Origin of the sequence: Rhodococcus sp. SORGH_AS_0303 (assembly GCF_030819335.1) — a bacterium.
Lineage (GTDB): Bacteria > Actinomycetota > Actinomycetes > Mycobacteriales > Mycobacteriaceae > Rhodococcoides.
The window spans coordinates 3,211,244-3,232,158 of the sequence record NZ_JAUTBO010000001.1 but is presented as its reverse complement, the minus strand read 5'-3'; the positions used below and the strand labels follow the sequence as shown (position 1 = coordinate 3,232,158).

Here is a 20,915-nt window from a genome sequence, read left to right as displayed (position 1 = left end):
GCGGGGCGGGGAGTGCTGGGTCAGTCCTGGACCTTGGCCATCGCCAGGACGTCGAGGCGCTTGTCGAGTTCTTCTTCCGACAACTTCTCGGGGACGAGTCCACGCTCGAGGACGACCTCGCGAATGGTCTTCTTGTCCTTCAAGGCCTGCTTGGCGACGGCCGCAGCTTCCTCGTAGCCGATCGCACTGTTGAGAGGTGTCACGATGGACGGCGACGACTCGGCGAGCTGCTTGAGGTGCTCCTCGTTGGCGACGAGGCCGTCGACACACTTGTCGGCGAACAGGCGGGAGACGTTGGCGAGCAACGTGAACGACTCGAGCAGATTGCGCGCCATCATGGGGATGTAGACGTTGAGTTCGAAGGCTCCGGCTGCGCCGCCCCAGGCGATCGCCGCGTCGTTGCCGACGATCTGCGCCGCCACCTGGGTGGCCGCCTCGGGGAGAACCGGGTTGACCTTGCCGGGCATGATCGAGCTGCCGGGCTGCAGGTCGGGGAGCCGGATCTCGCCGAGGCCGGTGAGCGGGCCCGACCCCATCCAGCGGATGTCGTTGGCGATCTTGGTCAACGAGACGGCGATGGTGCGCAGCGCGCCCGACGCCTCGACCAGACCGTCACGAGCCGCCTGGGCCTCGAACGAGTTCTTCGCCGCGGTGAGGGCGTCGACGCCGGTCGACTTCACCAGCTCGGCCACGACCTTCGGGCCGAAGCCGTCGGGGGCGTTGAGACCCGTGCCGACGGCGGTGCCGCCGATGGGGAGTTCGCCGAGGCGGGGGAGCGTGGACTGCACGCGCTCGATACCGGCCTCGATCTGACGTGCGTAGCCGCCGAACTCCTGGCCGAGCGTGACGGGCACCGCGTCCATGAGGTGGGTGCGGCCCGACTTCACGACGGTCTTCCACTCGGTCGCCTTGGCCGCCAGAGCGGTGTGCAGGTACTCGAGGGCCGGGATCAGGCTGGTGACCGCGGCCTCGGTCGCGGCGACGTGCGTCGCGGTGGGGAACGTGTCGTTGGACGACTGCGACATGTTGACGTGGTCGTTGGGGTGCACCTCGACGCCCGCGTTCTTCGCGATGCTCGCGATGACCTCGTTCGCGTTCATGTTGGAGCTGGTGCCCGAGCCGGTCTGGAACACGTCGATGGGGAACTGATCGTCGTGCTTGCCGTCCGCGATCTCGCCGGCCGCCGCGATGATGGCGTCGGCCTTGTCCGCATCGAGCAGACCCAGGTCCTTGTTGACCTGTGCACATGCGGCCTTGAGCAGCCCCATCGCGCGGATCTGGGTGCGCTCGAGGGGGCGGCCCGAGATGGGGAAGTTCTCGACGGCGCGCTGTGTCTGCGCACGCCACAGCGCGTCGACGGGTACGCGAACCTCTCCCATGGTGTCGTGCTCGATGCGGAACTGCTGATCGTTGTCTGTCATGTACCTCGTGCCTCGGTAGATGGGTCGGGAAGTCGGAGTGCGCGTCAGAAGGACGGGACGGCGCCGGAGGTGTCCCCGTCGAAGTCCACGGACGAATACTCCCGCAGTTTGTTCAGCTGGTGGTACGCGTCGATCATCCGCACGGTGCCCGACTTGGAGCGCATGACGATGGACTGCGTGTGGGCACCGCCGCCGGAGTAGCGCACTCCGCGCAGCAGATCGCCGTCGGTGACGCCGGTCGCGGTGAAGAAGACGTTCTCCCCGGCGACCAGATCATTGGTGTTCAGGATGCGATCGAGATCGTGGCCTGCGTCGACGGCCTTCTGGCGCTCGTCGTCGTCCGTCGGGGCGAGCCGGCCCTGCAGTGCTCCCCCCATGCAGCGCATGGCCGCCGCGGCGATGATGCCCTCGGGCGTGCCGCCGGTGCCGATCAGGATGTCGGTGCCCGAATCGGGGCGGGCGGCCGCGATGGCGCCGGCGACGTCACCGTCCGAGATCAACCGGATGCGGGCACCGGTGTCGCGGATCTGCTGCATCAGCTCGGTGTGGCGGGGACGGTCGAGCACACACACGGTGACGTCCGAGGACGACCCCTTCTTGATCTTCGCGATCCGGGCGATGTTCTCGGCGACCGGAGCGGTGATGTCGATGGCATCGGCGTAGTCGGGGCCGACGGCGATCTTCTCCATGTAGAACACGGCCGACGGATCGAACATCGCACCGCGCTCGGCCACCGCGAGCACGGAGATCGCGTTGGGCATGCCCTTGGCCATCAGCGTCGTGCCGTCGACGGGATCGACGGCGAAGTCGACCTCGGGACCGTTGCCGTTGCCCACCTGCTCGCCGTTGTAGAGCATGGGCGCCTCGTCCTTCTCGCCCTCTCCGATGACCACGACGCCGCGCATCGACACCGAGCTCACCAGCTGGCGCATGGCGTCCACGGCAGCGCCGTCGCCACCCTCCTTGTCGCCGCGGCCGACCCAACGCCCGGACGCGAGCGCCCCGGCCTCGGTGACGCGGACGAGTTCGAGCGCGAGGTTTCGATCCGGCGCCATCTGCGTGGGAACGTCGGTGTTGGCCGTCATGGGGCTGTGCCTCCTTGCACATGGCGCGGTTCGCAGCCCGACTGACGGGCGTCGTCCGCACGGAATGAACATCGACTCGGGCGAAAAAGACTCGGCGTGATTGTCGCACTAGTCGCACGGCCCCGGCCTGCCGGGGGAAGCGCGGAGCTGCGCGGATGGCGAGCCCCCGCGCGCTCGGTGCGATACTGGAGAGGTGGCCGACAAGAAACCCAGGTACCTGCAGAACAACAAGGACATGGCCTGGTCCCTGATCCCGCTTCTTCTCGCATGCCTGGTGATCGCGGCCATCGCCGGTCAGTGTTCGTTGCGTGTGGGCGGCCCCGAGGCGGGTGAGGTTCCTCGCATCGATCTGGGGGCGTCCCTGCAGGCGGACGCGAATGCGCTGACCTTCCCGGTGCGCAGTCCCGACGTGCCCGATCAGTGGATCCCGAACTCGGCGAACCGTGGCCCTGTCTCGGGCTCGGAGTTCCAGTCCAGCACCGTCGGCTTCGTCACCGAGAACGGCAATTTCCTCTCGCTCACCCAGAGCGACGCCTCCGAGGACGAGCTGGTCCGCTCGAGGACCGAGGGATCACGGGTGTCCGCCGGCGGCGCGGAGGCCATCGCCGGGCTGAACTGGGTGGTCTACGGCAACGACGACACGGAACCGTACTGGGTGGCCGATCTCGGCGACACCCGCGCGATGCTCACCGGTTCCGGGTCGCAGGAGGAGTTCGTCGCGCTGGCATCCGCCACGGCGACGGCTCCGGTACTCGACAAGCGCTGACGCGCTCGCTCACTCCTCGTCGCGGGCCAGCGCCTTCTCGATGCGCGTGCGCGCGCCGGCCAGGTGCTGCTCGCAGTGCGTCGCCAGTGCTTCGCCGCGCTCCCACAGCGCCAGTGAGGCATCGAGATCCAGGCCGCCCTGCTCGAGCAGCTTGACCACGTCGACCAACTCGTCGCGCGCGTCCTCGTAGCCCAGCTCGGCGATCGGTGTCTCGTTCATGAGTCCCCATGCTGCCTCGAGAGTCCGACAGCGGACGAGTCAGGTGGCGGAACTGCGACCCATCGTGACGGCCGTGACCACGCCGTCCGCGACGCGGACCCGGAGCTGCGTACCCGGCGCGGCGTCGTCGACCGACCGGAGCACCTCGGGGTCGGATCCGGGGACCATGCGCTGCACCACCGAGTAGCCCCTCGCCAGAGTCGCCGCCGGTCCGAGCGTGGTCAGACGCGCGCGCATGTGCTCCACCGTCGTCGCCTCTCGCGACACCGCGCGCTCCACGTCGCGGCGGACGACGCGGCGCATCTCGGCGATCTCCTCCTCGCGGCGGGCGACCGCGGAGAGGGGATCGGCCAGCACGGGCCGGTGCCGCAGGGCGTCCAGTGCGCGCGCCTCGCGCTGCACCCAACTGCGGAGCGCTGCGGCGCTGCGGCTCCGCAGCTCGGCGACCAGTTCCCGTTCGGCCACGGCGTCGGGCACGACGAGCTTGGCGGCATCGGTGGGGGTGGCCGCACGAAGATCCGCCACGTGATCGCTGAGCGGACTGTCCGGTTCGTGTCCGATGGCGCTCACTACGGGCGTCGTCGCACGGGAGATCGCGCGGCAGAGCGCCTCGTCGGAGAACGGCAGCAGATCCTCGACACTGCCGCCGCCACGGGCGAGTATCACCACGTCGACCGTGGGGTCCTCGTCCAGCTCGGCCAGCGCGCGCAGGATGCCGGGCACCGCCGACGGGCCCTGCACGGGAGTGTTGCGTACCTCGAAGCGCACCGCCGGCCACCGCCGTTCCGCGACGCTGAGCACGTCCCGTTCGGCAGCACTGGCGCGTGCGGTGACGAGCCCGACGACGCGAGGCAGGAAGGGGAGCGGCCGCTTGAGTCGCGGATCGAACAGTCCCTCGGCCGCGAGAAGACCGCGCAGGCGCTCGATGCGGGCAAGCAGCTCGCCGACTCCCACCGCTCGAATCTCCGTGGCGCGCAACGACAGTGTGCCGCGACCGGTGAAGAAACTGAGCTTGCCGTAGAGGATGACGCGAGCGCCCTCGGTCAACGGCACGGGAGAGTTCTGGATGAGCATCGGTGAGCACGTCACCGACAGCGACATGTCGGCGGACGGGTCGCGGAGCGTCAGGAACGCCGTGCGCGTTCCCGCACGCACCGAGATCTGCGTGATCTGGCCCTCGACCCACACGCTGCCGAGGCGATCGATCCACCCGGCGACCTTCGTCGCGACCGTGCGGACGGGGAGCGGGTTCTCGGCGGTGCTGGTGGCGGCCGTGGTCATCGTGGTCCGAGAATCACTTCGCTCGGGCGGTGGTGATGCGGTTCTCGAGCATGGTCCGGTACGGCGCGCGGTCCGAGGCCGACGTCTCGTACTCGAGAAGTGACGTGAGGTCCTCGACCGACAGCGACCGCAGACGGGCACGCAACTGAGCCAGCGTCAGGGCGTCGTAGTCGAGGTACTCCACGATCTCGGGAGTCGCGGTCGGCGCGGTCGCGAGAGCCGGGGCCGGAACGGGTTCGGTCGTCTCGATCTCCGACGGCGGGGTCGAGTACAGGGCGAACCGCCCTGCGGGCGCACCGGGCTCCGGCACGTCGATCTCTCCGGCCGGGTCACCGACCGGCTCGGGCTCGGTGGACAGCGGCACCTGCGTGTACCGCGCGGGTGCGACGTCCGCGTCGTCGTCGAAGGTCGCCCACTCCGCGGTCTCGACCGGGCGGGAGCCGATCAGGGAGAACACCTGGTCGCCCTTGATGGCCAGCTCGGTGACGGTCTGTTGCAGACGCATCGCGGTCTGGAGGACCTCGCTCACGGCGGTCATCGGCAGGGAGATGGCGGTGGTGGGGAGACGCCGAGCCTCCTCGACGACGGTCACGGCGATTCCGAGCGCGACGCGGGCGGCGAAGGGTGGACGGATCATGTCTCACAGAGTGCCCCACGTCGCGCATTTTTCCCAGTCGACGTGCGCGGGAAGCGACGCCCACCCGACTACCCGTATCCTCGTGGTATGTCTTCGGCTCTTCCGGTGTCCTCGTCCTCCACCACCTCCTCCGCCATCCCGCTCGAGCTGGGTATCGCCCGGCCGGCGGTCACCGGTGAGGTCTACGACGGCCCGCTGCGCGTTCTGCTCGCCGAGCCGCGCGGGTACTGCGCCGGTGTGGACCGAGCGGTGGAGACGGTCGAGAAGGCGCTCGAGAAGCACGGCGCCCCGATCTACGTGCGCAAGGAGATCGTGCACAACCGCCACGTGGTGGAGACGCTGTCCGATCAGGGCGTCATCTTCGTGGACGAGACCGACGAGGTGCCGGACGGCGCACTGCTCGTGTTCTCCGCGCACGGTGTCTCACCGGCGGTCCACGAGTCCGCGGCCGCCAAGAACCTGCGCACCATCGACGCGACGTGCCCACTGGTGACGAAGGTGCACCAGGAGGCCAAGCGGTTCGCTCGCGACGACTTCGACATCCTGCTCATCGGCCACGAGGGTCACGAGGAGGTCGAGGGCACCGCGGGCGAGGCTCCGAACCACGTGCAGGTCGTGGACGGGCCGGATTCCGTCGACGCCGTCACCGTCCGGGACGAGAACCGCGTCATCTGGTTGTCGCAGACCACGTTGAGTGTCGACGAGACCATGACGACTGTCGCGCGACTGCGGGAGAAGTTCCCCAACCTGCAGGATCCGCCCAGCGACGACATCTGCTACGCCACCCAGAACCGTCAGGTCGCCGTCAAGGCGATGGCGCCCGAATGCGACCTGGTGATCGTGGTGGGGTCGACGAACTCGTCGAACTCCGTCCGTCTGGTCGAGGTCGCGCTCGCCGCGGGCGCGCGCGCGAGCTACCTGGTCGACTACGCCAAGGACATCGATCTCGCCTGGCTCGAGGGCGTCCGCACGGTGGGCATCACGTCCGGCGCATCCGTGCCGGAGGTGCTGGTGCGTGGAGTGCTGGACCTGCTCGAGACACATGGCTTCGGCGACGTGAAGTCGGTGACGACGGCCAACGAGACGCTGGTCTTCGCGCTTCCTCGCGAGCTGCGGACCACCAGCCGGGTGTGAGCCGACCGCGGCCGGGAGATCAGTCCCGGTCGCGGTAGCGCACCCGTGGTGCGGGGTACGGCGACAGATTCTCCGCACCGGTGCGCCGGGGTTCGTACGGCGTGGGTTCGTACCGGGGGCGAGCTTCCCGTGGGCGACCGTTGTCGGAAGCCGCGACCTGGCCCTCGTAGGCGCGCGGGGCGGGCCGAGCAGCGCGTGACTCCTCGCGCGGTTGCGGTGCGGCGGGCCGTGCACGCCGGGTGCGGTCGTGTCGAGCGTCGGGTGCGTCCGTCCGCGGTTCCTGGCGGGTCCTGCGGCGTTCCTCCGCCCGTCCCGCCGTCTCGCGAGTGGCGGGACGTTCGGAGCGCGACCGTCGGGGTGCGGCGTCACGCGCTGCCGCGGCCGGTCGCGCTGTGCGCGCCGGCTTCCGGACCGGAGTGGGGCGACGATCGAGCGCAAGCCGGGCGCCACCGACGCCGAGGACCAACAGCGTGGTCAGCGCCATGAGCGGGAAGCGATCGACGAGCGGCACGGCGACGGTCAGGACGATGTCCTTGATCGAGGTGCCCGCTCCGTCGGTGAGGATCTGGTATGCGATGGGGACGCCGAGGAACATGATGAGCGGCGGCTGCACCATGGCGGTGAAGAGTCCACGATGGCGGACCGCGACCACGGCGATGAGTGCACCGAGCACGTACAGGACGGCGAACGTCGATCCCAGCTCGTCGCCACGCATGGCATCGACGAGAAAGCCCAGGACGGCTGCGCCCACTGCCACCGCGACGGCGCCCCATGCGGGGATTCCGGGTACCGACGGCACAGCGGAGCGCTGGTCGAGAGGCACTCCCGAGCGTGCGCGTTGGGGGGAAGACACACAGCGAGGTTAGCGTTGATTCAACGACTTGCGTCGTCGGCATGCCCGCGACACGTAGACGAGGTGCCCTCCATCGCAGTCGCGGTCATGGTTCGTGGCCGCTGGTCCACACTCGTGACCTGCGGCGGTTCGCCGTCGAAGAGGGACATCTCGTGCAGCTTGCGTGCTGTGACGAAGACGCGAGCGTCCAACGATCCCGCCGCCGCGTTGAACGAGTCCACGGCCTTGCCCAGCTGTGATCCCAAGCGATCCACGTGGGCTCCGACCGTGCCGAGGCGCTCGTACAGCTCACGGCCCAGCACACGCACGCGAGCGGCGTCCTCGGCCAGTGCGTCCTGTTTCCACGTGTAGGCGACGGTCCGCAGCAGGGCGATGAGAGTGGTCGGGGTGGCGAGCACCACGTTGCGGGAGAAGGCGTGTTCGAGCAGGCCGCGGTCGCGCGTCAGCGCGGCATCGAGGAACGGGTCGCCCGGAACGAAGAGGACGACGAATTCCGGCGACGGGTCGAACGCGTGCCAGTACTTCTTGTCGGCGAGCTGGTCGACGTGTGTGTGCAGGTGTTTGGCGTGGCGTTCGAGATGCCGATCGATGGTCTCGGGATCCTGCTCGGCGCTCGCGTCGAGGAAGGCGACCAGCGGAACCTTGGCGTCGACGACGATGCGCTTGCCACCGGCGAGCTTGACCACCAGATCGGGGCGCACGCCGGGTGCGGCGACCTGGGTGTCGAAGTCGCAGTGGCGCGTCATGCCGGCCAGCTCCACGACCCGCTCGAGCTGGATCTCGCCCCACCGGCCACGAATCTGTGGCGCCCGCAGCGCGGTGACGAGCTGGTCCGTCTGCGACGCCAACTGCCGCGAGGCGCGGTGCATCCCGGCGACCTGCTCGGTCAGTCCCGCGTATGCGTGAACACGGTCGCGCTCGACGAGCCGTACGTGTTCCTCGAGTGCGTCGACCGCCTCCCGCAGCGGGTCGACCAGGTGGGAGACCTGTTGACCGATGGCGCCGGAGTGGCGCCGCGCGGAGTCCTCGTTGAGCAGCGACAACGACCGCCGCAGCGTCTCCTCGTTGTCCGCGGAGACCGCGAGCCGCTCACCCGCACGGGCGAGTTCGACGTCGCCGCGTGCGGCCCGCAACCACCAGCCCAACCCCAGGCCGACGAGAAGGGTGACGAGAGTGGTCACGGCAGTGAGGGCGGTCATGAGGCTCACTATGAACCGGGGTACCGACACACCTTCGGCCCGAGCGTCTTTGTCGTAGGTCTCCGTTAGCGTCGGCGACATGAGAATCCTGCACACCTCGGACTGGCACATCGGGCGCACCTTCCACGGTGTCGACCTGCTGGCCGATCAGCGTTGTGCTCTGGAGGCTCTCGCCACCGTCGTCCGAGAACAGAGTGTGGACGTCGTCGTGGTCCCCGGGGACATCTACGACCGTGCGGTGCCCAATGCGGACGCGGTCCGGCTGTGCAACAAGGCATTCGAGGCCATCCGCGACGCGGGGGCCGTCATCGTCGCCACGTCGGGCAATCACGACTCGCCCGCCCGGCTCGGTGCCGGGTCGGCGTTCTCCGCTGCCGGCGGTCTGCATCTGTTCACCACCGTCGACGCCGTCGACCGACCGGTCGTGCTGGCGGACGAGCACGGTGACGTGGCGTTCTACGGCATTCCGTACCTCGAGCCGGACGCCACCCGCGCCGAGCTCGGGGTACCCGGCGCTCGTTCGCACGCCGCGGTGCTGCAGGCGGCGATGGGCCGCATCGCGGCCGATCTGGCGACGCGGCACTCGTCGGTCCGCTCGGTGGTGCTGGCCCATGCCTTCGTGATCGGCGGCGAGGGTACGGGTTCCGAGCGTTCGATCTCCGTCGGTGGCGTCGAGACCGTGCCGGCCTCGATCTTCGGCGGTATCGACTACGTCGCGCTGGGCCACCTGCACTCTCCGCAGACCATCGACGACCACATCCGGTACTCGGGATCGCCGCTGCCGTACTCGTTCGGCGAGCGTTCGCATCGCAAGGCTGCGTGGCTCGTCGACATCGACGGCTCGGGTGGCCGCGTCGTCACGCGCGTCGATCTGCCGGTGGTGCGGGGCCTGTCCGTCCTGGAGGGAACGCTCGAGGAGCTCTGCACGGAGAACCGGTTCGACTCCGCGACAGAGCATTACGTCTCCGCTGTGCTCACCGATGCGGTGCGGCCCGTCGACGCGATGCGCCGTCTGCAGGAGCGTTTCCCGCACGCGGTGCACCTCGAGTGGAAGCGCCCGGCCGGTGTCGATTCCGGGAGCTACCGCGAGAAGGTGCAGGGTAGGTCGGACCGTGAGGTGCTCAGCAGCTTCCTCGCGGACGTGCGCAGCGCGCCCTCGTCGTCCGAGGTCGAGCTGCTCGATCGTGCGGTCGAGAACGTCACGGGTCAGCGGGATTCGACGTCCGCATCGCCCGTCGAGCACGAGTGGGTGCGCTCGGCGTGAGACTGCATGCGTTGTCGGTCACCGCGTTCGGGCCGTTCGGCGGCACGGTCGACGTCGACTTCGACGATCTCGGGGCCGACGGCCTCTTTCTCCTGCACGGCCCCACCGGAGCGGGAAAGACGTCCGTTCTCGATGCCATCGCCTTCGCTCTCTACGGCGTTCTCCCCGGCTCGCGCCGAGAGAGTCGACGCCTGTTGTCGGATCACGCTGCGCCGGGTGTGGTTCCGCGCGTCGAACTCGACGCGACGTTGGGTGGCCGCCGCCTCACCATCGTCCGGCAGCCGGAGTTCCTGCGCCCCAAGCGGCGCGGGGTGGGAACCACGAAACAGAACGCCAAGGCGACGCTGACGTGGCACGACGGCCGGGGCGAGAACCTGACGCGCATCGACGAGATCGCGCTCGAGGTCGAGCGCCTGCTCGGCATGCGGGTGGACCAGTTCTTCCAGGTCGTCCTGCTGCCGCAGGGGGACTTCGCGCGGTTCCTGCGGGCGCGCAACGAAGAACGGGGTGCGCTGCTCGAGCAGTTGTTCGACACCGATCGGTTCCGCGACATCGAGACGTGGTTCCAGGATCAGCGTCGCGCCAGCGCGGAGCGTCTCGCCGGGCGATCGGAGTCCGTCGACAGACTGGCTGCCCAGGTGGCCACCGCCGCCGGCGTGGACCTCTTCACGGGCACCGACGTGGTGGAGTGGGGGACGGATCTTCTGGGCGGTGCCCGCGAGCTGGCCCGTGGGCGCACAGAGCATCTGCGGACAGCGCGCGCCGAACACGCCGCGTCTCGTGAGACCGCTCGGATCGCGCACCGCCGCCGGGAGGCACGCGAGCGGGGGGCCGCGGCAGCAGCACGACTCACGGTGCTGGCGGACGGCGACGCCGATCGCGCGCAGCAGATCGCTGAGCTGGACCGTGCGCGTCGGGCGCTGCCGGTGCGCGATCGCGCCGTCACCCTCGACCAGCACCGTCAGCGCGCGGACGCCGCCGCCGCGACGATGCGGCGCCGGGAGCGGGCAGCTGCCGAGACCGAGGCCGCCGTGCTCGTCGGGACGTTGTCGTGGCCGCCCCGTCCTGCCGATGCGGAGGTGCTCGATGCCGCGGTGCACCGGTGGAGCGGCGAGTGCGCGGTGCTGGACAGTGTCGCCGGCGACGAGTCCGATCGAAGGACGGCGGTGGCCGATCGGGAACGCGCCGTCGGCCGGGTGCGCGGTCTGGAGACGGACCTGCGGGCGGTACGGGTACGTCTCGACGCGGTGCCCGAGGAGCGCGCGGCGCTGGACGCCGAGCATCGAGTAGCCGTCGCGGCTCGTGCGGGTCTCGCCGGCCTGGAGGCGCGGCATCACGGTGCCGAGGACGCGGCACGCGCACACGTCGAGTGGGCTCGCGAGTCCGAGCGCCTCGCGGCGGCCGTCACGACGGCCGAGCGTGCCCGGACCCGCTACGACGATCTGCGCACGGAATGGTTGGACCTGCGGGAACGCCGTCTCGAGGGGATGTCCGCGGAGCTCGCGGCGGGACTCGAGGACGGCGCCCCCTGCGGAGTCTGCGGCGCGACGGAACATCCGGCGCCCGCATCTCCGACCGCGGGGCGGGTGTCCCGGGACGACGAGAACCGCGCGGGACAGCGGGTCGGTGCAGCCGAGGCGGAACGCACCACGGCGGACGCCGCGGTGCAGCGCTGCCGACAGCGTGTGGACGAGCTCGCGACCCGGTGCGCGGATCGCACCGCAGCGGAACTCGCGGCCGAACTGGACGCGGCCACGACGGCACTGGCGGAGGCGCGGCGTGCCGCGGATCGTCTCGCGGCGATCGACACCTCGCTGGCGGCGCTGGACGAGGAGACCGCCGGTCTGCGGGTGCGGGCCGATGCGATCACGACCGAACTGGGCGTCACTCGCGGGCGTACCGAGGCGCTGGAGACTCGGATCGCGGAGGCCACCGCGCGCATCACGGCCGCCGTGGGGACGACGTCCACCGTGGCGGAACGGCGTGCCGCACTCGACGCGGCCATCGCAGCCGCGGTGGCGTGGCGCGATGCGCGCCGCGACGCCGACTCGGCCGATCAGGCGGTGATGCGGCTCGAGACCGACCTGGTGGAGTGCGCGCGCGAGCACGGATTCACCGAGGTCACGGAAGCCCTGGCGGCGGTCCGTGACAGGGCCCGGTGCACGGTGCTGGAGAACGCCGTTCTCGACGCCGAGAAGCAGCGCTCCGCGGCTGCGGCCGTGCTCACGGAGCCGGACGTGGTGGAGGCGATGGTGGGGGAGACCGTCGACACCGCTGCCGTCGATGCGGAGGAGATCCGACTGCGGGGGTTGCTGGACGAGGCCATCGCCTCGGCCGGAGACGCCGACAGTCGGCTACGCATGCTCGAGGACCTCGTCGCCCAACTGTGGGCCGCTGCGGACCGTCTGGGACCTGCCCACCTCGAGCACGCGGAACTCGAGCAGCTGGCGGAGGTGGTGGCCGGCAAGGGCGCCAACGCGCGCCGGATGTCGCTGCGGTCCTACGTGCTGGCCGCGAGGCTCGAGGACGTCGCCACTGCGGCATCCGTGCGCTTCCGGTTGATGTCGCAGGGCCGGTTCGAGTTCGTGCACTCCGACGACGTGGGCCCCCGAGGCACCCGCGGCGGGCTGGGTCTCGACGTACGCGACGACTACACCGGGGTGGTCCGGTCGGCGGGCACCCTGTCGGGCGGCGAGGCGTTCTGCGCGTCGCTCGCGCTCGCGTTGGGTCTCGCCGACGTCGTCGCGGCCGAGGCGGGCGGCATCACCCTGGACACGATGTTCATCGACGAGGGGTTCGGAAGCCTCGACTCGGGATCACTGGACGCCGTCATGGGAGTCCTCGACGAACTCCGGTCCGGTGGGCGCACGGTGGGCATCGTCAGTCACGTCGACGAGATCCGTGACCGGGTCCCCTCACGCCTCGAGGTGATCCGCGAACGTCACGGATCCACGGTACGAGTGCACGCGGGAGTGTGACCGCTCAGTCGTCCTTCTTCTCGTCGTCCTCGTGCGTGTCGACGTCGATCGGAGTCGGTGCCACGTCGTCGGACTGGTCCGAGGGCGCCGGCGCGTATCGGGTCTTCTCGTCGTGGACGACGACGGGCGCGTCGTCACCGGGTGTGCCGAGATCGTCGTGGATGCGTTCGGCGATGTCGTTCGCGCCGGGATCCTCGTCGGACCGAAGTTCGATCTGCTCGTTGATGTAGCGCAGCAGCACCGCGGTGGCCGCAGCGACCGGGACCGCGAGGAACGCCCCGATGATGCCGAAGATGGAACCGCCGGCGGTGACGGCCAGCAGCACGATCGCGGCATGCAGGTTCATCGACTTGCTCTGCAGGATCGGCTGCAGGACATTGCCTTCAATCTGCTGCACGGCCAGGATGATCGCCAGGACGATGACCGCGGTGGTGAACCCGTTGGCCACCAGCGCGACCAGGACGGCGAGGGCACCGGCGACGAAGGCACCCACGATGGGGATGAAGCCACCGAGGAAGGTGAGCGTCATCAGCACCGGGGTCAGCGGCACGCCGAGGATCACCAGGCCGATGCCGATGAAGATCGCGTCGATCGCGCTGACGATGGCCTGGGTACGGATGAAGCCACCCAGGGTGTCCCACACCCGCCGGAGTACCTCGGCGAGATGACCACCGGCCTTGCGTCCGGCCAGTCCGTGCAGCCAGGGGAGGAAGCGCGGGCCGTCCTTGATGAAGAAGAAGCTCAGGACGAGCACCAGACCGAGCGTGACCAGGATCGACCCGGCGGTGGCGACGCCGGCGAAGACGCCCGAGGCGATCGCCGTGCCGCTGTCCTGCAGCTGCGTGACGATGGCTTCGACGGCGCTGTCGATCTGCTCGTCGTCCAGATTGATGGGCGGGCCCTCGAGCCACTCCTGGACCTGCGAGACGCCGAGGGTGGCGCTGTCTGCGAGATCGGGAGCCTGGCTGATGACGGAGGGGACGATGAACGCGACCACACCGGCGAGTACCGCGAGGAAGCCGAGGAGTGTGGTCAGTGCGGCGAGCGCGGGCGGAAAGCCGATGCGGCGCAGCAGCCTGGTGGGCGGCCAGAGCACCGTCGCGACCACCAGTGCCAGCAGAACCGGGAGCATGATCACCCACAGCTGGCCGACCAGCCAGCCGGCGATCCACAGCGCTGCCGAGACGACGAGGAGCACGGCCGACCACTTGGCCAGCCAGAGTCCACCGGCGCCGAACAGGTCGCTGCGATCACGGCCCGACGCGGAGCCTGCGGAAGTGGTGGGCGCGTTCTCGCTCACGTGTGTCCTCTCGTCTGACGATGATGCGGCGAACGCAGAGTCGAACGCGCTGTGACTGTACCCGGGAAGCCGATTCCGCACGCATGGCGACGGAGGGACTACCCGATGGTGAGCCCGCGGGCGAGAAGGGCAGTACGCCACAGGTGCATGGAGGCGTAGGACCGCCACGGTGACCAGTGGGCGGTGTCCGACAGATCGATGTCGAGGAGGGCCGCGCCCTGCCGGACCACCAGGTCGGTGTCGAGCAGCACGTCGGGGTCGCCCAGCAACCGCATCGACACGTAGCGGGCGGTCCACGGGCCGACACCGCGCAGCGCCAGCAGTGCACGCTCCTGGGTGGCCGCGTCGCCGTCGTGGCGCACGTCCACGGCGCCCGATGCCAGAGCGTCGGCCGTCGACGCGATCGCGGCGACCCGCCGCGCCGGACCGGTGAGGATCTCGGTGCCGCGTGTGGCCACGGCCTCGGGAGTGGGGAACAGGCGAGTGATGCCGTGGTCGGCTTCGCCCTCGTCGTCGCCCACCGGATCCCCGAGGGCCGCGACGAGCCGGGCGGTGTGCGTGGCCGCGGCACCGAGCGAGATCTGCTGACCGATCATCGTGCGAAGGAGCACCTCCGCGGCATCGAACGCCCCGGGAACGCGGATCCCCGGGGCCGCGGCCACCGACGCGGTGAGCGCAGGATCTGCCGCGAGCGCAGCGTCGACGGGAGCCGCGTCGACGTCCAGGGCCAGTACCTGCCGCACTCGGGACAGCGCGGTGGGGACGTCCGACGCGTCCCGGGCTCGCGTCTCCACCCGGACGACTCCCGCGCCGCCGTCACCCGGGACGAACCGGCACGTGACGACTGCGGGGCCGTGATCGAGGCGCAGAGCCCGGCGGTAGACGCCGTCCGTGAAGGTCTCCATGCCCGGAACCGCGTGACCCGCCAGGAACCACCGCATCCACCCCGTGTCGTACGGAGCGGAGTACGGCAGCTCGGAGGTGTCGAGGGTCCAGCGCGGCGACGTCACCCCGTCATGATCTCAGCAGCAGCGTGCGCCCGGATTCGCGTCCGCCTCCGCATGACGTGCCTTCCAGTACTCGCGCTCGGACGGCACCGGGTGCCCGGGATGGACTCGGTTCCGGTGCTCGACGAAACGCTCGTAGTCGTGATCACCCATGACGGAGGTGATCCACCACGTCGCGGCGCGAACGGACTTCAGGACGGCGTTCATGTCAGTGGCCCGTTCCCGGCCGGCGCACCGTGCCGTCCGCGATGAGCACGTCCCATTCCGCCTGCACCGACTTCTCCGCCTCGGTGGGGAGGAAACCGCTGGGCGCGAACAGCTTCGACGGTACGTCCGCCTCCTCGCTGCTGGGCAGTCCACCGGCGCGGATCGCCTTGAAGCAGACGGCGAATCCGGCGAGTGCGACGATGAGGACGAGTACCGCGAAGACGATGGACAGCGTGCCCTGGATGAAGGTGTTGCGGATGACGGCGTCGATGGCCTCCGGTGTGGCGGCGGACCGGAACTCGGTGAGGCCCTGCGACTTCGCTTCCCTGAAGTCGCTGTGCTGCGCCCAGTAGCCGATGGCCGGAACGTCGGAGAAGATCTTCTGGTACGACGCCGTCATGGTGACCACGAGATCGAAGGCCAGCGGCAGCGCGGGGATCCAGGCCCACTTCAGCAGACCCTTCTTCACCACGACGGTCAGGACGACCGTGAGCGCGATGGCGGCCAGCAACTGGTTCGCGATGCCGAACAGCGGGAAGAGCGTGTTGATGCCGCCCAGCGGATCGGTGACGCCCATGAGCAGGATGGCGCCCCAGGCCGCGACGACGATGACCGAGCAGATCCAGGCACCGACGCGCCACGACGGATCGCGGAATTTCTTCGCGCCGCCACCGAGATTGCCGAGCGAGTCCGACAGCATGAAGCGGGCGACACGCGTGCCTGCGTCGACGGTGGTGAGGATGAACAGCGCCTCGAACATGATCGCGAAGTGGTACCAGAACGACTTCAGGCTCTCGCCGCCGAAGACCTGGTGCAGCACCTCGGACATGCCGAACGCGAGCGTGGGGGCGCCGCCGGTGCGCGAGATGATCGACTCCTCGCCGACGTCCGTCGCGGCCTGCGACAGCTCGGCTGCGCTGACGTCCCCGCCCGACAGTCCGAGCCCGTTGACGTACGCCGCGGCGGTCTCGGGTGTTCCGCCGGTGAGTGCGGTCGGTGCGTTGAGCGCGAAGTAGATGTGCTGATCGAGGATGCAGGCGGTGACCAGAGCCATGATGGCGACGAAGGACTCGGTGAGCATGCCGCCGTAGCCGATCATCCGCATCTGCTTCTCCTTCTCGAGAAGCTTCGGCGTGGTGCCCGAGGAGATCAGCGCGTGGAAACCGGAGAGCGCGCCGCAGGCGATGGTGATGAAGAGGAACGGGAAGAGCGATCCGGAGAACGCGGGTCCGTTGCCCTCGCTGGCGAACGACGTCATGTCCGGCATCTGCAGGACGGGTCGAGCGATGAGGATGCCGACGGCGAGCAGCACGATGGTGCCGATCTTCATGAACGTCGACAGGTAGTCACGCGGGGCGAGCAGCAGCCACACGGGGAGGATCGACGCGGCGAGACCGTAGGCGATGAGCAACCACGCGACGGTGACCTTGGACAGCGTGAACCAGTCGGCGCCCCATTCGGTCTCGGCGACCCAGCCGCCGGAGATGATGGCGAGCAGCAGCAGGACGACGCCGATGAGGGAGACCTCGGAGACCTTGCCCGGGCGAAGGTACCGCAGATAGACGCCCATGAAGAGGGCGATGGGAATGGTCAGTGCGATGGAGAAGACGCCCCACGGGCTCTCGGCGAGTGCGTTCACGACGACGAGTGCGAGCACCGCGATGATGATGATCATGATGACGAAGACGCCGATGAGGGCGGCGACACCGCCGACCACGCCGAGCTCCTCGCGGGCCATCTGACCGAGGCTGCGGCCGCGTCGGCGGGTCGAGATCCAGAGCACCAGGAAGTCCTGCACCGCGCCGGCGAAGACGACGCCGATGATGATCCACATGGTGCCGGGCAGATATCCCATCTGCGCGGCGAGGACGGGACCGACGAGGGGACCGGCGCCCGCGATCGCGGCGAAGTGGTGGCCGAACAGCACCCGACGGTCCGTCGGCATGTAGTCCTTGCCGTTCTCCAGGATCTCGGCGGGTGTGGCCCGATCGTCCCGCGGATGGACGATGCGGTTCTCGATGAGGCGTGCGTAGAACCGGAACGCGAAGATATAGGTGCAGACCGCCGCGACGACGAACCACACCGCGTTGACCTGCTCGCCGCGGATCACGGCGATCACGGTCCAGGCGACAGCGCCCAGCAGACCGATGATGACGAAGACGATGCGTTTGGGCACCGTCATCGGTGAGCGGTCGACGACGCCCACGGGGGGAAGGTCGTCGTCGGTCTTGAGGAACTCGACGTGCGAGTTCCCCCTGTCGGACACGGCAGTCATCTGCGGGCTCCTGGCATGCGGTGGAGGGGCGGCGATCATCGTGTGATCGCAGTCACTGTAAGCAGACCGACCGACATTTCGTGCGGTTGTGAGCCTGGCGTGTGCGGATCATTGCGCCGAGCGGTCCGGGACCGTCGCCGAACGTCACGACATGACAACGAGACCCCACTCGCGCGCCCCGACTGCCTACGATGCTCGTGTGTCAGACCACCCCGAGTACCCGCAGCAGCCGTACACCGGTTCGTCGTACGAGCCCGACCTGACGAAGGGGCCGACGGACACCGGAGCGTTCCCGACCAGCGGAGCCTTCCCACAGCAGCCCCCCAGTTATCCCCAGCAGCAGTACGGTCCGCCGCCGCTGCCGCCGACCAACGCCGGCTGGGCCGCCGCCGCGCTGATCTTCTTCTGGCCGCTGGCGTTCTCGGCGTTCAACCACTCGAGCTCGGTGTTCCCGCGGTGGTCGCTGGGCGACTATCAGGGTGCGCACTACGCGTCGGAACGCACGAAGCAGCTGGGCAAGTACTCGCTCTACATCTTCGTGGGGCTCTTCGCGCTGTTCATCCTCTTCTACGTGCTGCTCATCGCCTTCGCGATCTCGGCGGGATCGGGCACCGACTACACGTACTGACAGGGCGGTCGGGGGCGGCACGTAGACTCTCCTCCCTGTGAGCCTCACCCTCGGAATCGTCGGACTGCCCAACGTCGGCAAGTCCACCCTCTTCAACGCACTGACCAACAACGACGTGCTGGCGGCGAACTATCCGTTCGCCACCATCGAGCCGAACGAGGGCGTCGTCCCGTTGCCGGATCCGCGGCTGAACGAGCTGGCCAAGATCTTCGGTTCCGAGAAGATCCTTCCGGCGCCCGTCACGTTCGTCGACATCGCCGGCATCGTGAAGGGCGCGTCCGAGGGCGCCGGCCTGGGCAACAAGTTCCTCGCGAACATTCGTGAGGCCGACGCCATCTGCCAGGTCGTGCGCGTGTTCGCCGACGACGACGTGGTGCACGTCGACGGCAAGGTCGATCCGGCCGCCGACATCGAGGTCATCGAGACCGAGCTGATCATCGCGGACATGCAGACCCTCGAGAAGGCGATCCCGCGTCTCGAGAAGGAAGTTCGCACGCAGAAGGATCGCGCGCCGATGGTCGCCGCGGCCAAGGAAGCGCAGACGATCCTCGACAGCGGCACGACGCTGTACTCGGTGAAGGACACGTTCGACGCGTCGTCATTGCGTGAGCTCAATCTGCTCACCACCAAGCCGTTCCTCTACGTCTTCAACGCAGACGAGTCGGTGCTCACCGACGACGCGAAGGTCGCCGAGCTGAAGGCTGCTGTCGCACCCGCCGACGCCGTGTTCCTCGACGCCAAGATCGAGTCCGAGCTCGTCGAACTCGACGACGAATCCGCGATGGAGCTGCTCGAGAGCATCGGCCAGACCGAGCCCGGCCTGCACGCTCTGGCTCGCGCCGGCTTCCACACCCTCGGACTGCAGACCTACCTCACGGCGGGGCCGAAGGAGTCCCGCGCGTGGACCATCCATCAGGGCGACACCGCACCCCAGGCCGCCGGTGTCATCCACACCGACTTCGAGAAGGGCTTCATCAAGGCGGAGGTCGTGTCCTACGACGACCTCGTCGCCGCCGGATCCATGGCCGCCGCCAAGTCGGCCGGCAAGGTCCGCATCGAGGGCAAGGAATACGTCATGGCCGACGGGGATGTGGTGGAGTTCCGCTTCAACGTCTGAGCGGGACTGCTACCGCCAGCCCAACTCCGGCGCCACGTGCGTCAGCACCGACTCGATGAGGTGTGCGCAGTACTCGACGCCGAGCTGGTTGGGCACGGTCAGGAGGAGTGTGTCGGCCGCGGCGACGGCTTCGTCCCTCGCCAGCTCCGCGATGAGCTTGTCTGGTGAGCCGGCGTAGGTCTTGCCGAAACGAGCGATGCCGCCGTCGATGTAGCCGACCTGATCGCCGCCGCCGCCCTCGCGGCCGAAGTAGGCGCGATCGACGTCGTCGACGATCGGGAAGATGCTGCGGCTCACCGACACTCGCGGTTCGAACGAGTGGCCGACGTCGGACCACGTCTTGCGGAAGCGCTCGATCTGTTCGGCCTGCAGTTCGTGGAACGGCACGCCGGTGTCTTCGCTCAGCAGAGTCGAGCTCATGAGGTTCATGCCCTGCTGCGCCGTCCACTCGGCGGTCGCACGAGTACCTGCACCCCACCAGATGCGCTCACGCAACCCGTCGGAGTGCGGCTCGAGGCGCAACAGGCCGGGCGGGTTGGGAAACATCGGGGAGGGGTTCGGCTCCGCGAAGCCCTTGCCCTCCAACAGGTCCAGGAAGATGCGCGTGTGGTCACGGGCCATGTCTCCGCTGTCGGTGCCCTCGGCCGGGGCGTAGCCGAAGTAGCGGAAGCCGTCGATGACCTGCTCGGGCGATCCCCGGCTCACACCGAGCTGCAGCCGCCCGCCGGAGATCAGGTCGGCGGACCCGGCGTCCTCGGCCATGTAGAACGGGTTCTCGTAGCGCATGTCGATGACGCCGGTGCCGATCTCGATGCGATTGGTCTTGGCACCGACGGCCGCGAGCAGAGGGAACGGCGACGCGAGCTGGTTCGCGAAATGGTGAACGCGGAAGTACGCGCCGTCTGCACCGAGTTCCTCGGCGGCGACCGCGAGGTCGATCGACTGCAACAGCACGTCCGATGCGGAGCGCGTCTGCGAGTGCGGCGACGGTGACCAGTGCCCGAACGACAGGAACCCGATGTTCTTCATGCACCGGAGAACGCTGAGGGCGCCCGAATATTTCCCTTCCGACGGCTGCCACTGTCGCCTAGCGTGGTTCCATGGCTCAGGTGAGACAGGTGCAGGTCACCTTCGATTGCGCGGACCCCGAGCGAGTCGCCCGATTCTGGTGCGAGGTTCTCGGATACGTGGTGCCGCCGGCGCCCGCGGGCTTCGCCGACTGGGCGGAGTTCGACCGTTCGCTCCCCGCCGAGAAACAGGGGTCGGCCTTCGCATGCGTGGACCCGAACGGGGGGGGTGGGCCCACGGCTGTACTTCCAACGCGTACCCGAGGCGAAGACCGTCAAGAACCGCGTCCACCTCGACGTCCGTGTGGGCGTCGGCATGGTCGGTGACGAGCGCCTCGGGGCTCTGGAAGCGGAATGCGCACGCCTCGTCGACCTCGGAGCCACGCGAGTGCGGCTCCTGTCCGCGGGCGACGGAGAAAAGTCCTGCATGGTGATGCAGGACGTCGAGGGCAACGAATTCTGCCTGGACTGACGTCC

Annotated in this window: 18 protein-coding genes and 1 pseudogene; 7 read left to right on the top strand and 12 right to left on the bottom strand. The window is 69.0% G+C overall.

Annotated elements, in window-relative coordinates; translation table 11 throughout:
- Nucleotides 1-20: 20 nt before the first annotated feature.
- Both QE449_RS15155 and glpX read right to left on the bottom strand, forming a co-directional pair.
- Nucleotides 21-1,421, bottom strand: a complete 1,401-nt coding sequence (locus QE449_RS15155) for a class II fumarate hydratase (protein ID WP_204866711.1) — start codon at nt 1,419-1,421, stop codon at nt 21-23.
- Nucleotides 1,422-1,465: 44 nt separating this feature from the next.
- Nucleotides 1,466-2,506: a class II fructose-bisphosphatase gene (gene glpX, locus QE449_RS15150; protein ID WP_027503924.1), complete on the bottom strand. Its 1,041-nt coding sequence runs from the start codon at nt 2,504-2,506 to the stop codon at nt 1,466-1,468.
- Nucleotides 2,507-2,699: 193 nt separating this feature from the next.
- On the opposite strand from glpX, the gene QE449_RS15145 reads away from it, so the two are divergent.
- The gene (locus tag QE449_RS15145; protein WP_222650248.1) at nt 2,700-3,272 is read left to right on the top strand and encodes a DUF4245 domain-containing protein; all 573 of its coding nucleotides are present in this window, start codon (nt 2,700-2,702) and stop codon (nt 3,270-3,272) included.
- 9 nt (nt 3,273-3,281) lie between these two features.
- Here the strand turns inward: QE449_RS15145 and QE449_RS15140 are convergent, their stop codons facing one another.
- From QE449_RS15140 to QE449_RS15130, 3 genes are read right to left on the bottom strand one after another with little or no spacing between them, the layout of a single operon-like run.
- Nucleotides 3,282-3,491: an exodeoxyribonuclease VII small subunit gene (locus QE449_RS15140; protein ID WP_027503922.1), complete on the bottom strand. Its 210-nt coding sequence runs from the start codon at nt 3,489-3,491 to the stop codon at nt 3,282-3,284.
- Nucleotides 3,492-3,530: 39 nt separating this feature from the next.
- The gene (gene xseA, locus QE449_RS15135) at nt 3,531-4,772 is read right to left on the bottom strand and encodes an exodeoxyribonuclease VII large subunit (protein ID WP_307109071.1); all 1,242 of its coding nucleotides are present in this window, start codon (nt 4,770-4,772) and stop codon (nt 3,531-3,533) included.
- Nucleotides 4,773-4,785: 13 nt separating this feature from the next.
- Nucleotides 4,786-5,409 (bottom strand): lipid droplet-associated protein, encoded by a 624-nt coding sequence (locus tag QE449_RS15130; protein ID WP_027503920.1) that lies wholly within the window; start codon nt 5,407-5,409, stop codon nt 4,786-4,788.
- A gap of 87 nt (nt 5,410-5,496) precedes the next feature.
- Between QE449_RS15130 and QE449_RS15125 the strand changes: the two genes are divergently transcribed.
- Entirely contained in the window at nt 5,497-6,543 is a 1,047-nt protein-coding gene (locus QE449_RS15125; RefSeq protein WP_307095077.1) for a 4-hydroxy-3-methylbut-2-enyl diphosphate reductase, read from the top strand.
- Nucleotides 6,544-6,562: 19 nt separating this feature from the next.
- Here the strand turns inward: QE449_RS15125 and QE449_RS15120 are convergent, their stop codons facing one another.
- Complete coding sequence (locus QE449_RS15120) at nt 6,563-7,396, bottom strand: DUF6542 domain-containing protein (RefSeq protein ID WP_307109070.1); 834 nt, start codon at nt 7,394-7,396, stop codon at nt 6,563-6,565.
- A gap of 20 nt (nt 7,397-7,416) precedes the next feature.
- On the bottom strand, nt 7,417-8,595 hold the full coding sequence (locus QE449_RS15115) for a DNA recombination protein RmuC (protein ID WP_307109069.1): 1,179 nt from the start codon (nt 8,593-8,595) through the stop codon (nt 7,417-7,419).
- A gap of 79 nt (nt 8,596-8,674) precedes the next feature.
- Between QE449_RS15115 and QE449_RS15110 the strand changes: the two genes are divergently transcribed.
- Both QE449_RS15110 and QE449_RS15105 read left to right on the top strand, forming a co-directional pair.
- Nucleotides 8,675-9,859, top strand: coding sequence for an exonuclease SbcCD subunit D (locus tag QE449_RS15110; protein ID WP_307109068.1), 1,185 nt, complete (start codon nt 8,675-8,677; stop codon nt 9,857-9,859).
- Entirely contained in the window at nt 9,856-12,837 is a 2,982-nt protein-coding gene (locus QE449_RS15105; protein WP_307109067.1) for an SMC family ATPase, read from the top strand. The genes QE449_RS15110 and QE449_RS15105 overlap by 4 nt, the downstream gene beginning before the upstream one ends.
- A gap of 4 nt (nt 12,838-12,841) precedes the next feature.
- Here QE449_RS15105 and QE449_RS15100 read toward each other — a convergent pair whose 3' ends face one another.
- The 4 genes from QE449_RS15100 to QE449_RS15085 form a co-directional block, all read right to left on the bottom strand.
- A complete protein-coding gene (locus QE449_RS15100) occupies nt 12,842-14,137 on the bottom strand; it encodes an AI-2E family transporter (protein ID WP_082544615.1) in 1,296 nt (431 codons plus the stop codon).
- A gap of 98 nt (nt 14,138-14,235) precedes the next feature.
- On the bottom strand, nt 14,236-15,147 hold the full coding sequence (locus QE449_RS15095; RefSeq protein WP_051612931.1) for a DNA-3-methyladenine glycosylase: 912 nt from the start codon (nt 15,145-15,147) through the stop codon (nt 14,236-14,238).
- Nucleotides 15,148-15,159: 12 nt separating this feature from the next.
- Nucleotides 15,160-15,351 carry a YbdD/YjiX family protein gene (locus QE449_RS15090; RefSeq protein ID WP_051612930.1) on the bottom strand — a complete coding sequence of 64 codons (192 nt, stop codon included), beginning with the start codon at nt 15,349-15,351 and terminating at the stop codon, nt 15,160-15,162.
- A gap of 1 nt (nt 15,352) precedes the next feature.
- The gene (locus QE449_RS15085) at nt 15,353-17,626 is read right to left on the bottom strand and encodes a carbon starvation CstA family protein (protein WP_027503915.1); all 2,274 of its coding nucleotides are present in this window, start codon (nt 17,624-17,626) and stop codon (nt 15,353-15,355) included.
- A 199-nt stretch (nt 17,627-17,825) separates the two neighbouring features.
- Here QE449_RS15085 and QE449_RS15080 point away from each other — a divergent pair, with 199 nt between their 5' ends.
- Both QE449_RS15080 and ychF read left to right on the top strand, forming a co-directional pair.
- Nucleotides 17,826-18,254: a CD225/dispanin family protein gene (locus QE449_RS15080; RefSeq protein ID WP_027503914.1), complete on the top strand. Its 429-nt coding sequence runs from the start codon at nt 17,826-17,828 to the stop codon at nt 18,252-18,254.
- A gap of 37 nt (nt 18,255-18,291) precedes the next feature.
- Nucleotides 18,292-19,371, top strand: a complete 1,080-nt coding sequence (gene ychF, locus QE449_RS15075; protein WP_027503913.1) for a redox-regulated ATPase YchF — start codon at nt 18,292-18,294, stop codon at nt 19,369-19,371.
- A gap of 9 nt (nt 19,372-19,380) precedes the next feature.
- Here ychF and QE449_RS15070 read toward each other — a convergent pair whose 3' ends face one another.
- Nucleotides 19,381-20,400 carry an LLM class flavin-dependent oxidoreductase gene (locus QE449_RS15070; protein ID WP_027503903.1) on the bottom strand — a complete coding sequence of 340 codons (1,020 nt, stop codon included), beginning with the start codon at nt 20,398-20,400 and terminating at the stop codon, nt 19,381-19,383.
- Nucleotides 20,401-20,471: 71 nt separating this feature from the next.
- On the opposite strand from QE449_RS15070, the pseudogene QE449_RS15065 reads away from it, so the two are divergent.
- Nucleotides 20,472-20,910 (top strand): annotated as a pseudogene (locus tag QE449_RS15065) (VOC family protein).
- The last annotated feature ends 5 nt before the right edge of the window (nt 20,911-20,915 follow it).